This window comes from Streptomyces fractus (assembly GCF_049844455.1).
In the GTDB taxonomy this organism is placed as follows: domain Bacteria; phylum Actinomycetota; class Actinomycetes; order Streptomycetales; family Streptomycetaceae; genus Streptomyces; species Streptomyces fractus.
The window spans coordinates 3,432,945-3,446,267 of record NZ_JBMYHI010000002.1 but is presented as its reverse complement, the minus strand read 5'-3'; the positions used below and the strand labels follow the sequence as shown (position 1 = coordinate 3,446,267).

Sequence of the window (13,323 nt, the reverse complement as noted above, 5' to 3'; positions counted from 1 at the left end):
CGGCGTGTTCGTGTGTGCCCGGCGCGCTCTTGACCCTTGCCTGACCGAAACCCTACGTCAACTTTGCGTTCCGGGCTCTCCCGGAAGGGTGACCTTGATCCGGCAGCCCCGAGCGGATTCGGCCACCCGGATCTGTCCGCCGTGCAGTTCCACGGCCCAGCGGGCGATGGCGAGGCCGAGGCCCGTGCCGCCGTCGCCCTTGCCCTTGTCACCGCCGGAGTCGGCATCGCCCCGGTTGAAGCGCTCGAAGACCCTGTGCCACTCGGACTGCGGGATGCCCGGGCCCTCGTCGAGCACCTCGAGGTCGAGCGACTCGGGGTAGGGGCCGCGGCGGGCGAGCACGGTGACGCGACCGTGCTGCGGCGAGTGCTTCACCGCGTTGTCGATGAGGTTCGCGACGACCTGGTGGATGCGCTCCGGGTCGGCGTGCGCCGTCAGCTCGGGCGGCGAGACGTCGAGGTGCAGATGGACGTCCGTACGCGTATGGGTGCCGGAGCCGGAGGCGAGTCCGGCGCGCTGGGAGACCGCCATGTTGGCCTCCTTCAGGACGCCCGACAGATACGGCCAGACCTCGAAGCGGCGCGTCTTCAGCGGGACGACGCCGTTGTCCAGGCGGGACAGGTCGAGGAGCGTGTCGACGAGGCGGCCGAGCCGCTCCGTCTGTTTGAGCGCCGTGCGCATCGTCTCGGGATCGGCGGACATCACGCCGTCGACGACGTTCTCCAGAACCGCGCGCAGGCCCGCGATGGGCGTGCGCAGCTCGTGCGAGACATTCGCCACGAGCTCCTTGCGCTGCTGGTCCTGGGCCGCCAGCTCGTCGGCCATGCGGTTGATGGTGACCGCGAGGTCGCCGATCTCGTCGCGCCGGCCCGCGCCGCGCACCCGGCGCGAGTAGTCACCGTTGGAGATGAACCGGGCGACCGTGTTCATCTCGTCGAGCGGGGCCGTCAGCGAGTGCGCCACGAACTGCGTGATCAGCAGCGTGGCGATGATCGAGAACACCGTGATGAAGCGCAGCTCCGTCGCCGTGTACATCGCCACCATGAGCAGGCCCGTGGTGATGAAGACGGAGACGACGACGAGCGTGCCGAGCTTCGCCTTGACGGAGAAGGGGCGCAGACCGCCGGACGCCCACTGAGGGTTGAACGGCGGCCGGTGCGGCCGCCCGCCCGATGCCCGGTTCCGGTCCCCGCCGCTCACGGGTTCGGCGTCTCCAGCGCGTAGCCCACGCCGTGCACGGTGCGGATGCGCTCCGCGCCGATCTTCCGGCGCAGCGCCTTGATGTGGCTGTCGACGGTGCGGGTGCCCGAGGCGTCCGCCCAGTCCCACACCTCGGCGAGCAGCTGCTCACGGGAGAGGACCGCGCGCGGCGTGTTCGCCAGGCACACGAGGAGGTCGAACTCGGTGGGAGTGAGGTGCACGTCCTCGCTCCTGACCCGCACGCGGCGCTGCGCGTGGTCGATCTCCAGCTCGCCGAGCCGCAGTATGCCGCTGCGCGGCGTCGTGGCCGCCAGTGCGGCCCGCTCGACCCGGCGCAGCAGCACGTGCACGCGCGCCGCCAGCTCCCGCATGGAGAACGGCTTGGTCATGTAGTCGTCGGCGCCGACGCCGAGTCCCACCAGCATGTCCGTCTCGTCGTCGCGCGCGGTGAGCATCATGACCGGCACCGGGCGCTGGGCCTGCACGCGGCGGCAGACCTCCAGGCCGTCGAAGCCGGGCAGCATGATGTCGAGGATCAGCAGGTCGGGCTGCCAGGCCTCGGCCGTGTCCACCGCCGCCGGTCCGTCCTGCGCGGTTTGCACGAGGAATCCCTCGGCACGCAGTCGGGCGGCGATGGCATCGACGATGGTCGGATCGTCCTCGACGACCAGGACCCGTCGCTGGGCTCCCTGAGTCGTCGTGGTGGTGTTGTGGGAGGTGTGTGTCTGCTCCATCGCCCCGCCCCTGAGTGCGCGCCGTCGTGACGCGCTTGACGCTTGAATGATCGGGTTTCGGACGTCAGCGTACGGGGAGTTACCGCCGGTCGGCTACGTGGGCCTCAGTGCGAGGTGCACCACGTCAGGGACGCCCCGGACAACCGGGATCTCTTCGGTGCGCACCGCCTGGAATCCGGCATTCCGCAAGGTTTCTTCGAAATTTGCTGACGGCTGTGCGGACCATACGGCGAGAACACCGCCCGGGTCGAGTCGGTCCCTGCAGGCGGCGAGGCCGGACGGTCCGTAAAGGGTGTCGTTGTCCTCGGTGACGGTCCAGTCGGGACCGTTGTCGATGTCGAGGCAGAGCGCGTCGTAGGTGTCCGTGGTCGTCCGCAGATGCCGTACGAGGTCGGCCTCGACGATGTCCGTACGAGGGTCGGCGAGCGCCTTCGCGGACAGCTCGCGCAGCGCGCCGCGCAGGTGCCAGTCGATGATCGCGGGCTCCCGCTCGACGACGGTGATGCGGCCCCAGCGCGGGTCGGCGGCCGCGTGCGCGAGGGAGAAGCCGACGCCGAGGCCTCCGATGAGGACGCGCGGCTTCTCGCGCCCGTCCAGTGCCGCGAGCGCCGAGAGCGCCGAGTCGACGAGCCGCCGCTCGGAGCGGCCGTCGGAGGTGTCCATCAGGAACGTGCCGTTGGCGATGATCTGGAGCAGGTCGCCGTGACGGCGCAGGACCACCTCGCCGAACGGGCCTTCGCGGCGATCGAGGACGACGGGTGGATCGGGGTGGTGCAGGGTCGTCATGGCCGCCATTGTGGCCGACGGTGCGGGTGGCCCGCGGGCATTTTCTGTGGCCCACGTCTCACATGGCGCTCGTCACAGAGGGTGATCCGCGGGAACCCCGAACCGGGCCACGCAGTGCCACAACTGCTTGATGTACTGCAGGACTTCATCCGGATCGCCGTACGCGGCCCAGTCCAGCGGAGACGTGACGGCGGAGGCCGCCGCGCGCCCGATCGCGGCGGCGTCGATCCCGCCCCCGTCGGCGAACCGCTCGCTCACCCGCGCCGCGACGGAGGGCAGCGCGGGCCCGCGGAAGGCCGCGAGTTCGTCCTCCAGACCTGCCGGGTGCAGCACGAACCCCGGGTGCCACTCGACCGGGACCCCGAGGCCTTCGAGGTGCCTGCCCGTGCGGGTGCCGCGGTACGACGGGTCGAGGACGAGCGCCTCCGCGTCCCTGGCCAGGTGGATGTCGCCGTGCACCTGGGCCTCTACGTAGAAGTCGAGCGAGCGCCCCGGGGGCCGGGGTCGGGCATGCGGCAGCGCGCGGATCTCCGCGACCGGGTCGGCCCCCGCGACACCGAGCGACTGCCCGCTTGCGGCGGCGTCCGCCACGACGGCGGCGAGCACGGGGTGCAGGGCGTCGAGCGTGCCGATGTCGGCCGGGCCGACGTGGCTGTCGCCGAAGCAGAACGTGGCCCGCTCGCCGACCTCCTGCCGCAACTGCACGTGGCACGCCCCGAACCGCGGTGCGCCCCCGTCCGCGTGCCGCATCAGGTTCAGGGCCCCGTACTTGGGGCGCTCGGAGGCGGCGGCCCGCTGGTACGCCCCGCCGAACAGTGCGTGCTCCCAGTTGTCCCGCAGCCCGCCCGTGTGCGCGCTGCGGCTCCCGTTCGACAGGCCCGTCTCGTACTGGCTGCGGTAGACGCCGTCCGCGGTGAGGCGCTCGGCGACGGTGGCGCGGGGGCCGGTTCCGGGCGGGACGCGGTCCGGGTGGAAGTTGAGGGTGACGCGGGCGTGCGCGCGCAGCGTCGCGATGAGCGCGTCGGCCTCGTCCTCAGTGACCCCGTGCCCCCTCAGCCGCGCGTGCGCCCCGGCGAGCCCCGCCCGTCCCGCCGCGCGCACCTGCCGCAGGGCGGCGCCCTGCGCGGTGGTGAGCGTGAGCACGGTGGCGTCCATCGCCCCAGTCTCGGCGCGTTCCGCCGACCTGGGCAAAGGAATTGATACGCCACAGGGGGGGATAAAGCCCCGCCGGCGATTGAGGCGCGGGGCCCGGTAGGTGTGATCGCTGATAGCGAACGCCCATGGCGGAACATCTGGGAGCTGTCGAGCATTGAGTCCTTGTAACTCAACTTGACTGCCAAAGGGGAGATCATGGCTTCGACGTCCACACCGCTCACCCTGCCCGTGCTGCCGCTCGACGACGAGGTCGTGCTGCCCGGAATGGTGGTGCCCCTGGACCTCAGCGACACCGACGTACGAGCCGCAGTGGAGGCCGCGCAGGCCGCCGCGCGTACTGGACCCAGCAAGCCGAAGGTGCTGCTTGTTCCACGCGTCGACGGGACGTACGCGAACACCGGCGTGCTCGGCACCGTCGAGCAGGTCGGCCGCCTCGCCGACGGCGACCCCGGCGCGCTCATCCGCGGCGTCGGCCGTGTGCGCATCGGCGCCGGTACGACCGGGCCCGGCGCCGCCCTGTGGGTGGAGGGCCTGACCGTCGAGGAAGAGGTGCCGGACCCCCTGCCCGGCGCCGTCACCGAACTCGTCAAGGAATACAAGGCGCTCGCCACGAACTGGCTCAAGAAGCGCGGCGCCTGGCAGGTCGTGGACCGCGTCCAGGCCATCGACGACGTGTCCGCGCTCGCCGACAACTCCGGCTACTCGCCGTTCCTCACCACCGCCCAGAAGGTCGAGCTGCTCGAAGCCGCCGACCCGGTGGAGCGGCTGAAGCTCGCCACCCAGCACCTGCGCGACCACCTCGCCGAGCAGGACGTCGCGGAGAGCATCGCCAAGGACGTCCAGGAAGGCGTCGACAAGCAGCAGCGCGAGTTCCTGCTGCGGCGCCAGCTCGACGCCGTCCGCAAGGAGCTGCGCGAGCTGAACGGCGAGAAGGGCGAGGGCGAGGAGTCCGACGACTACCGCACCCGCGTCGAGGCCGCCGACCTGCCCGAGAAGGTCCGCGAGGCCGCGCTCAAGGAGGTCGAGAAGCTGGAGCGGGCGAGCGACCAGTCGCCCGAGGGCTCCTGGATCCGCACCTGGCTCGACACCGTCCTCGAACTGCCGTGGAACGAGCGGACCGAGGACGAGTACGACATCCAGGGCGCCCGCGCCGTCCTCGACGCCGAGCATGCGGGCCTGGACGACGTGAAGGAGCGCATCACCGAATACCTGGCCGTGCGCAAGCGCCGCGCGGACCGTGGCCTCGGCGTGGTCGGCGGGCGGCGCGGCGGCGCCGTGCTCGCGCTCGTCGGCCCGCCCGGCGTCGGCAAGACCTCGCTCGGCGAGTCCGTGGCGCACGCGATGGGCCGTAAGTTCGTCCGCGTCGCGCTCGGCGGCGTACGGGACGAGGCGGAGATCCGCGGCCACCGGCGTACGTACGTGGGCGCGCTGCCGGGCCGCGTGGTGCGCGCCATCAAGGAGGCCGGATCGATGAACCCGGTGGTCCTCCTCGACGAGGTCGACAAGGTGGGCTCCGACTTCCGCGGCGACCCGGCCGCGGCGCTGCTCGAGGTCCTCGACCCGGCACAGAACCACACCTTCCGCGACCACTACCTGGAGGTCGAACTCGACCTGAGCGACGTGGTGTTCCTCGCCACCGCGAACGTCCTGGAGGCCATCCCGGAGGCCCTGCTCGACCGCATGGAGCTGGTCCGCCTCGACGGCTACACCGAGGACGAGAAGGTCACCATCGCCCGCGACCACCTGGTGCCGCGCCAGCTGGACCGCGCCGGGCTCGCGGTCGACGAGGTCACCATCGGCGACGACGCCCTGCGCAAGCTCGCCGGCGAGTACACGCGCGAGGCCGGCGTCCGCAACCTGGAGCGGTCCGTGACACGCGTGCTCCGCAAGGTGGCCGCACAGCACGAACTGGGCGAGCGGGAGCTGCCGTTCACCGTCGGCGAGGGCGATCTGCGCGGGCTCATCGGGCGGCCGCACCATGTGCCCGAGTCGGCGCAGGACCCGGCCGAGCGGCGCACGTCCGTGCCGGGCGTGGCGACGGGGCTCGCGGTCACCGGAGCCGGTGGTGACGTGCTCTTCGTGGAGGCGTCGCTCGCCGACCCGGAGACGGGCGCGGCGGGCCTGACCCTCACAGGTCAGCTCGGTGACGTCATGAAGGAGTCGGCGCAGATCGCGCTCTCCTTCCTGCGCTCGCACGGCGCCGAACTGGAGCTGCCCGTCGCCGACCTGAAGGAGCGCGGCGCGCACATCCACTTCCCGGCGGGCGCCGTCCCGAAGGACGGGCCGAGCGCGGGCGTCACGATGACGACGGCGCTGGCGTCCCTGCTGAGCGGGCGGCTCGTCCGCACGGACGTGGCGATGACCGGTGAGGTGTCGCTGACCGGGCGCGTGCTGCCGATCGGTGGCGTCAAGCAGAAGCTGCTGGCCGCGCACCGGGCCGGGATCACGACCGTCATCATCCCGAAGCGGAACGAGGCGGACCTGGACGATGTTCCTGCGGAGGTGCTGGAGAAGTTGGAGGTGCACCCGGTGAACGATGTGCGGCAGGTGCTTGAGCTGGCGCTGGTGCCGGCGGATGTGGCGGTGCCGGTGGCCGCCTGAGCCTGCGACGGGGCCGGGGTCCCGGGGCTCTGCCCCGGACCCCGCTGCTCAATCGCCGCAGGGGCTTGAAAGGCTCAACCGTCGCAGGGGCTTGAAAGGCTCAATCGCCGCAGGGGCTTGAAAGGGTCAATCGCCTCAGGGGCTCGATGAAGTCAGCCAGCCCCTCAGCGTCGCCCGCACCCCCGCCTGAAAACGTGTCTGGGCGTTCAGCATTGTCATCAGGCGGGTGATGCGGCGGCGCACCGTGTGGACGTGGACGTCGAGGCGGCGGGCTATCGCCTCGTCCTTGAGGCCCGAGGCCAGGAGGGTGAGCAACTCCCGGTCCTCGTCAGTGATGTCGCCGTCGGGGGAGTCCGCGCCGATCGGCACCGCCCGCTCCCACACCGCGTCGAAGAGCGGGACGAGGGCGTGGCTGAGCAGGGAGTCGCCGACGACCAGGGCCGAGGCCGTCGGGTCCGCCGCGTCCGTCGGCGGGAGCAGGGTCACCCTGCGGTCCACCGTGAAGAGCTTCGTCGGCAGGTCCTTGCCCACCCGGATCTGAACGCCCTGCGTGGCAAGGTCGTTGAGGCCCCGCGCGCGCCCCGCGAACGTGAGGCCCTCCCGGTCCACCACCACCCGCACCCGCGCCCCGCGCCGCACCGGGGCCGCCACGTCGAGCGGCGTCGGCATGCCGTCCGGCTGGCTGGAGGCGTACGGCGGACGGTCGAGCAGCGCCACGTCCGTGGTGGCGGAGGCCAGCATCGCCGCGACGCGCTCCGCGATGGCCCGGCCGCCGCGCACCGTTTCGATGCCCATCGCCCGGACGTCCGCGGGCGTGGCGGTCAGTAGCCCGGCCGCCAGCCGGTCCACCGCTCCCGTCAGGTCCTCCAACTCCGCCGAGCGGCGCAGCAGTTCCGCCTGGTGCCGGTGGATCAGGTTGCGCAGCGCCGTGGCCGGGGGCACCGCGAGCGGGAGGGCGGCGCCGCTCGGCGGCGGCAGCGTGCAGCCGCGCTCCGCGAGATGGCCGAGGGCGTCCGAGACCCGGCGCGCGGGCAGCCCGGTCGCGCGGGCGAGCGCCGCCCGTGAGTCGAGGTCGGCGGCGCCGAGCAGCGCCTCGTAGACCCTCAGTTCGCTCTCGCCGAGGCCGAGGGCCCGCCATTGCGCGTCGTCGTGCCCAGCCGGTGTCATCAGGGGATTTTCCGCCGAACCCGCAGGCCACACAAGTGTGCACGTCCACAAGTAAGCACCTGGAACGCATTGTTCACGTGAGGGCTCCGGTATTTGCATGGCCGCATCCGACATCCGTTCATGCATCAGTGGCCCCGGAGGGGAACCGTGCGGACCTCAGGACGTATACGTACATCTCGCATACGTAGAGACAGAAGCCCCGGCACAGCCGTCGGGCAGGGAGTGGCGGTGCTCCTCGCCGCCGCGGGGCTCGTGGTGGCCGGTCTGCCGGCCGCCCATGCCGCTCAGGCCGACCCGGTGGCGCCCGCCGCCGACACGGACACCCCGGCCCTCGTCACCGGCCTGCACGAGGCGGTCTCCGCCACGGACAGCCCCGCCGACGCGGCGCGCGGCCACCTCAAGGCGGAGCGGGGGCGCTATCACATCGCCGACACCTCGGCGAAGGATCTGACGTCCCTCGGCACCGAGACTGGCAAGGGCGGCAAGGAGACCGTTCGGCTCCAGCAGAAGTACAAGGGCGTCGAGGTGCTCGGCGGCCAGTACGTGGTCCGGATGGAGAAGAAGTCCGGGAAGCGGACCGTCACCGGCACCTCCGGCAAGTACTTCACGGAACTGAAGCTCGACACCGTCACGCCGAAGGTCTCCGAGAAGGTCGCGGTGCGCCGGGCGATCACCGCCGTCGGCTCGCAGCTCGGCGGGGCGCCGCTGCACGCCCCGGCCAAGGGCGAGAAGCGCGACAGGACCCCGCTCACCGGCAAGGCCACCGGCCTGACGATCCTGCCGCAGGGCGACGGCGTGCTCACCCGGCACATCACCGTCACGGGCACCAATCCGGCCGACGGCACGCCGGTCAAGCAGGAGGTGTACGTCGACGGGCACTCCGGTTTCCCGCTGACGCAGTACAGCTCCATCAAGACGTTCGGCGCGACGGACACCGCGACCGGTGACACGGACGGGGCGGCCGCCGCCCCCGGCGACACCTCCGCCGCCGCCACACAGCTCGTCGTCAAGGGCTCCGGCACCCGCTACAACGGCCAGAAGGCCGACCTCAACCTGTACCAGGGCGCCGACGGCGCGTACCAAATGCTCGACTACGGGTTCCGGGACGCCGCCACCCCGTACAGCGGGCCGCTGCTCAAGACCTACGACGCCCGTGGCGTCGACGTCTCGCGCGCCTCCGGCGTCTGGCCCACCGGCATCGACGTCTTCAAGTCAGCCACCCCCGAGTTCGGCGCCGACGCCACCAACTCCGGTGCCGTGGACGCCCATTGGGCCGCCAACAAGGTGTACGCGTACTACAAGAACCACTTCGGCCGTAAGGGGCTCGACGACAAGGACGGGTTCATCAACTCGCTCGTCGGCGTCACCGCCAACGGCCAGCCGTACGACAACGCCTTCTGGGACGGTTCCAAGATGGTGTACGGACAGGGCGGCGGCGACTACCGCACCTTCTCCGCCGACACCGACGTTGTGGGCCACGAGATGACGCACGGCGTCACCGAGCACACCGCGAACCTCGTCTACGCGGGCCAGTCCGGCGCGATCAACGAGGCGATATCCGACTACTTCGGCAACGCCATCGACCTGGAGGCCAACGGCCAGTCGATGGACGACCCGGACGCGGGTCTGCTCGGCGAGGACCTCTGCACCACCAAGGGCCCGCGCGAGTGCGCCCTGCGGGACCTGGACAACGACATGACGACGTCCAAGGACTTCATCGGCGTCTCCTACCGCGCCGACAGCGGCGGCGTGCACCTCAACTCCCCGATCTTCTCCGGCGCGTTGTGGGACGTCCGCCACGCCCTCGGCGGTGAGCTCGCCGACCAGATCGTCTACCGCGCCCTGACCGCGTACATGACGCCGCTCGACGGCTTCACCGAGGGCCGCGCCGCCGTCATCGCCGCCGCCCAGGAGCTGGGCGCTACGAAGGCCCAGGTCAAGACCGTCCAGGACGCCTTCGCCAAGCACGGCATCGTGCCCGGCTGGGAGACGAAGCTCGGCGTCGACACGGACACCCTGCTGCCCAAGGTCAACGTCTCCGGAACCGGCGTCGCCGCGGGCAACGGAACGTACGCCGTCTCCCGCTCCAACGAGGACGGCAGCGAGCCGTACTCGGTGTGGGCGGGCAGCACCAGCGGCTCGGGCGCCCCGCAGCAGCTGAGCGGGAACAACGGCAACTACAACGTCTACGCCAGCACCGACGGCAAGAACGTGGCCTGGGCCGAGTTCGCCGCGGACTCGGTCCACTTCCACGTGCGCCCGGTCAGCGGCGGCGTCGACAAGGTCGTCGGCGGGACCGCCAGCAACATCTCCGGGATCGTCCTGAACGGCGACATCCTCGCCTACACCGCCCCGGACCCGTACTACGGCCTGCAGCACGTCATGTACCTCAACATCAAGACCGGCGAGGTCAAGCAGGTCAACGACAGCTACGCCGTCTCCACGGCGCTGCCCTCGGTCCGCGACGGCAAGATCGCCTACGCGAAGATGTGGGCCGAGCCCGACAACTACAAGCTGGGCGTCGAGGTCCTGGACACCGCGACCGGCAAGACCACGCTGATGCCCGTCGACAAGGACAAGACGGCCGGCATCGGCCAGACCGCCCTCACCGACGACGGCGTCACCTGGATCGAGGACGACGACATCACCGACTCCGGACAGGCCGCGGTCAGGCGCGCCGCGCTCGACGGCTCGGGCGCGACCACCCTCACCCCGGAGTCCGGCACCGGCTCCCTGTACGCCTACTCGCTGACGGCCTCGGACGACGCGGTCACCGTCACGACGCTGCCACCGGCCGCCTCGTACGACAACGCGACGCTGCCGAAGCTCTACCAGGTCACGCCGGACGGCAAGGGCGGCGCCCAGCGCGTCTCCTGCAACCGCGGCGACCAGATCTACGCGGCCGCCGACACCGGCAAGCGCGTCCTGTGGCTGGACGGCACGACCGGCTACACGAACCTCGTGAAGCGCGACCGGCCGGCAGGCAAGTGCTGACCGGCGGCATGTGAACGGGGCGGCGGCCGGACTCCCGGAGGGGGGAGCCCGGCCGCCGCCCGCACGCGCGGGCTCAGCCGTTGGCGAGCGCCACGACGCGGTCGAGCGCGCCGTTGAACTTGTTGTGGTCACCGACCGTCGGTCCTGACGACGTGTACTGCCACATGGTCTGGTACGCCCAGCCTGCGGGAAGCGTCCCGACCGTGCTCGCGTAACGGGCGATCCACAGCGGGTTGTCGGCCGCGAAACCGCCGTAGTCGCCCGTGCACTGGGTCCACCAGCTGGTCGCCGTGTAGATGACGGCGTCGCGTCCCGTGCGGGCCTTGTACTGGTTCAGGAAGTCCCGGATCCACGTCACCATGGCGCTCTGCGTCTTGCCGTAGCAGGCGGCGCCGTACGGGTTCCACTCGATGTCGAGCGCGCCCGGCAGCGTCTTGCCGTCCTTGGACCAGCCGCCTCCGTGGTCCACGAAGTAGTTCGCCTGAGTGGCGCCGCCCGTGGTGTCCGGGGTCGCGAAGTGGTACGCGCCGCGGACCATGCCCACGTTGTACGAGCCGTTGTACTGCTGCGCGAAGTACGGGTTCGTGTAGTACGTGCCTTCCGTGGCCTTGGTGTAGGCCCAGCGCACGCCGCTGTTCCAGAGCGTCGACCAGGCCACGTTGCCCTGGTGGCTGGATACGTCGACGCCTTCGGTCTGTACGGCGGTGGCGCCGCCGCCGGGCGGCAGGGAGCCGACGCCGTCGTGCGCGGCTACCCCCATGCCCATGTGGGCCTCGCCGCGCGCGGGCGGGTCGGCGGCCTGCGCCGCGCCGGGCAGCGCGAGGAGGAGGGAGAGGGCCGAGAGCAGGGCGCCGGTGATTCCGAGGCGGGTGCCGCGTCTGCGGCGGGTCGGGGCAGGTCTGTGCACGGGCATGAGCGGCCTCCGAGAACGACGTGGGGTGACGTGCGGTGGCGCCGGTGCGCTCGATGGTGTGTACATGCCGCGAATGGGCAGTGAAAAAACTCTACGCATGTAGACCCAGGGGTGGGAAGAGGGGGCGGTGTGTGCCGTTGGTCTACTCCTGCGAAATACTGGTGGAACCACGGTGATGACCGTGATGGGCGAAAACTTGGCGATTCGGGAAGCTCCGGAAAGTAGGGGAAAATCTGGCCATGGGTGCTGACGTGGGCGAAGACGGAAACGGCGGGCGGCGGAGCGCGGAGACCGAACCGCGACCCGGCGCCGCGGCGACGGCTGTGGACGGCGAGTTCCTGGCCCTGGAGCGCGAGTTGACCGTCTTCCTGCGCCGGGCCCGGGCCTCGTCCGACGAGATGGCCCGCGAGGTCCACCCGGACCTGGAGTCGGCGGCGTACGGGCTGCTGGTCCGCCTGGAGGAGTGCGGCGCCCAGCGGGCCACCGAGCTCGCCGGGTACATCGGCGTCGGCAAGGCGACGATGAGCCGCCAGCTGCGGGCCCTGGAGGAGCTCGGCTTCGTCGACCGCGAGCCGGACCCCGTCGACGGCCGGGCGTGGCTCGTCTCGCTCACCGAGTACGGGCGCGAGCACTTCGGGCGGGTCCGCAACGCGCGGCGCATGCGGTACGTGCGGCAGCTGGACGGGTGGGACCGGCGCGAGGTGGCGGAACTGGCGCGGCTGCTGCACCAGTTGAACGCCGGCGCCGAATAGTTCTGCCGCACCGGCGCTCAGGCCTCGGGGCTCTGCCCCGGACCCCGCGCCTCAATCGCCGGCGGGGCTTATGGGAGCTCCACGTACGCCAGCGTCGCGTCGTCATGGGTCTTGCTGCGGCGCAGATACGTGCGGGTCTCCGCGTCCGCGTCCTCCAGCGCTCGGACCCGGGACACCACCGCCTCCGCGCCCTCCTTGCGCACGAGGGTGAACAGATCCGCCCAGTCGCCCTCGCGGAACTTCTCCACCCAGCGCGTCACGCCGTCCGTCATCGCGGCGAGCGCCCGCACCTCGCCGCGGGGGAGCGTGCCGGTCACCGCGCGCCGCGCCACCGACGGGTCCGCTGCGGCCGTGAAGAAGCCGCCCTCCTTGTTACGCACCGTGGCGTCGGCCACCTCGTTCGAGACGAGGTGGGCGCGCGGGACCCGGTCGAGGCGGTCGTCGAGCAGCGGTGTGACCGTGCCGTCGGGGGCCTCGACGAGCAACGCCGAGTCGGAGAGCACCAGATGCTCCACCCGCTCCGCGTCCCAGCGGGCGAGCACGACGGTCGCCTGCGGAGTGCGCGGGTGAGAAAGGTCACAGGTGTCCCGGTGGGCGTCGGCGGTCCGGGCGATCGCCGCGCCGAGCGCCTCGGCGAGGCTCATATCCCGCCGCGAAACGGACAGTTCGGCCAGCGCTCCGCCGAGGCGGGCGGTGAACCACGGGACGGAATGCAGGCAGCCGGCGTCGGTGGCCGGGGGAGTGACCCCGTCGAGGACGACGAGCGATCCACCGTGCCCGGCGGCCGGTGCGGCCACCGATACGTAGTCCTCGTTCGGTCGCTCGGCGGCGCCCGGCTCGGTGGTCAGTTCGATGCGCATGCGGTCAGTCTGCATGAGGCGCCCTCACGGAGCGGTGGTGCGCCGCGAGTTGGGACGAGCCGATCCGTAGGGATTCTGTGCAGAAAAGGCGGCGGGCCGAAGAAGCTTCTGAGCGCCGGGTTTGCGCGGAATGATCGCTTCCGTCGGAGGTGTGGCGGGGC

General features: G+C 71.4%; 10 protein-coding genes. 3 read left to right on the top strand and 7 right to left on the bottom strand.

From position 1 onward, the window contains the following. Window positions 1-57: 57 nt before the first annotated feature. From ACP4E5_RS17310 to ACP4E5_RS17295, 4 genes are all read right to left on the bottom strand, one after another. Window positions 58-1,200, bottom strand: coding sequence for a HAMP domain-containing sensor histidine kinase (locus ACP4E5_RS17310; protein WP_425829658.1), 1,143 nt, complete (start codon window positions 1,198-1,200; stop codon window positions 58-60). After that, window positions 1,197-1,934 (bottom strand): response regulator transcription factor, encoded by a 738-nt coding sequence (locus tag ACP4E5_RS17305; RefSeq protein ID WP_266714016.1) that lies wholly within the window; start codon window positions 1,932-1,934, stop codon window positions 1,197-1,199. Before ACP4E5_RS17305 ends, ACP4E5_RS17310 begins: the two co-directional genes overlap by 4 nt. A 93-nt stretch (window positions 1,935-2,027) precedes the next feature. Then, window positions 2,028-2,729, bottom strand: coding sequence for a spermine/spermidine synthase domain-containing protein (locus ACP4E5_RS17300; protein ID WP_425829655.1), 702 nt, complete (start codon window positions 2,727-2,729; stop codon window positions 2,028-2,030). Between the two features lie 63 nt (window positions 2,730-2,792). Then, on the bottom strand, window positions 2,793-3,875 hold the full coding sequence (locus tag ACP4E5_RS17295; RefSeq protein WP_425829653.1) for a DUF3626 domain-containing protein: 1,083 nt from the start codon (window positions 3,873-3,875) through the stop codon (window positions 2,793-2,795). 195 nt (window positions 3,876-4,070) lie between these two features. Here ACP4E5_RS17295 and lon point away from each other — a divergent pair, with 195 nt between their 5' ends. Beyond that, a complete protein-coding gene (gene lon, locus ACP4E5_RS17290; protein ID WP_425829651.1) occupies window positions 4,071-6,476 on the top strand; it encodes an endopeptidase La in 2,406 nt (801 codons plus the stop codon). A gap of 135 nt (window positions 6,477-6,611) precedes the next feature. Here lon and ACP4E5_RS17285 read toward each other — a convergent pair whose 3' ends face one another. Then, window positions 6,612-7,643, bottom strand: coding sequence for a LuxR family transcriptional regulator (locus ACP4E5_RS17285; RefSeq protein WP_425829649.1), 1,032 nt, complete (start codon window positions 7,641-7,643; stop codon window positions 6,612-6,614). Window positions 7,644-7,865: 222 nt separating this feature from the next. Between ACP4E5_RS17285 and ACP4E5_RS17280 the strand changes: the two genes are divergently transcribed. Then, a complete protein-coding gene (locus ACP4E5_RS17280) occupies window positions 7,866-10,637 on the top strand; it encodes a M4 family metallopeptidase (RefSeq protein ID WP_425829647.1) in 2,772 nt (923 codons plus the stop codon). Between the two features lie 73 nt (window positions 10,638-10,710). On the opposite strand, the gene ACP4E5_RS17275 is transcribed toward ACP4E5_RS17280, so the two are convergent. Then, the gene (locus ACP4E5_RS17275; RefSeq protein WP_425829645.1) at window positions 10,711-11,550 is read right to left on the bottom strand and encodes a lysozyme; all 840 of its coding nucleotides are present in this window, start codon (window positions 11,548-11,550) and stop codon (window positions 10,711-10,713) included. A gap of 251 nt (window positions 11,551-11,801) precedes the next feature. On the opposite strand from ACP4E5_RS17275, the gene ACP4E5_RS17270 reads away from it, so the two are divergent. Beyond that, entirely contained in the window at window positions 11,802-12,302 is a 501-nt protein-coding gene (locus ACP4E5_RS17270) for a MarR family winged helix-turn-helix transcriptional regulator (RefSeq protein ID WP_425841418.1), read from the top strand. Between the two features lie 68 nt (window positions 12,303-12,370). Here the strand turns inward: ACP4E5_RS17270 and ACP4E5_RS17265 are convergent, their stop codons facing one another. Continuing rightward, complete coding sequence (locus ACP4E5_RS17265) at window positions 12,371-13,162, bottom strand: protein phosphatase 2C domain-containing protein (RefSeq protein ID WP_425829643.1); 792 nt, start codon at window positions 13,160-13,162, stop codon at window positions 12,371-12,373. Window positions 13,163-13,323: the final 161 nt, after the last annotated feature.

Bases quoted from the DNA above. Each gene is read 5' to 3' on its own strand.
- ACP4E5_RS17285 (WP_425829649.1), bottom strand. From the start codon at position 7,643: ATGACACCGGCTGGGCACGACGACGCGCAATGGCGGGCCCTCGGCCTC.
- ACP4E5_RS17300 (WP_425829655.1), bottom strand. From the start codon at position 2,729: ATGGCGGCCATGACGACCCTGCACCACCCCGATCCACCCGTCGTCCTC.
- ACP4E5_RS17305 (WP_266714016.1), bottom strand. From the start codon at position 1,934: ATGGAGCAGACACACACCTCCCACAACACCACCACGACGACTCAGGGA.
- ACP4E5_RS17265 (WP_425829643.1), bottom strand. From the start codon at position 13,162: ATGCGCATCGAACTGACCACCGAGCCGGGCGCCGCCGAGCGACCGAAC.
- ACP4E5_RS17295 (WP_425829653.1), bottom strand. From the start codon at position 3,875: ATGGACGCCACCGTGCTCACGCTCACCACCGCGCAGGGCGCCGCCCTG.
- ACP4E5_RS17275 (WP_425829645.1), bottom strand. From the start codon at position 11,550: ATGCCCGTGCACAGACCTGCCCCGACCCGCCGCAGACGCGGCACCCGC.
- lon (WP_425829651.1), top strand. From the start codon at position 4,071: ATGGCTTCGACGTCCACACCGCTCACCCTGCCCGTGCTGCCGCTCGAC.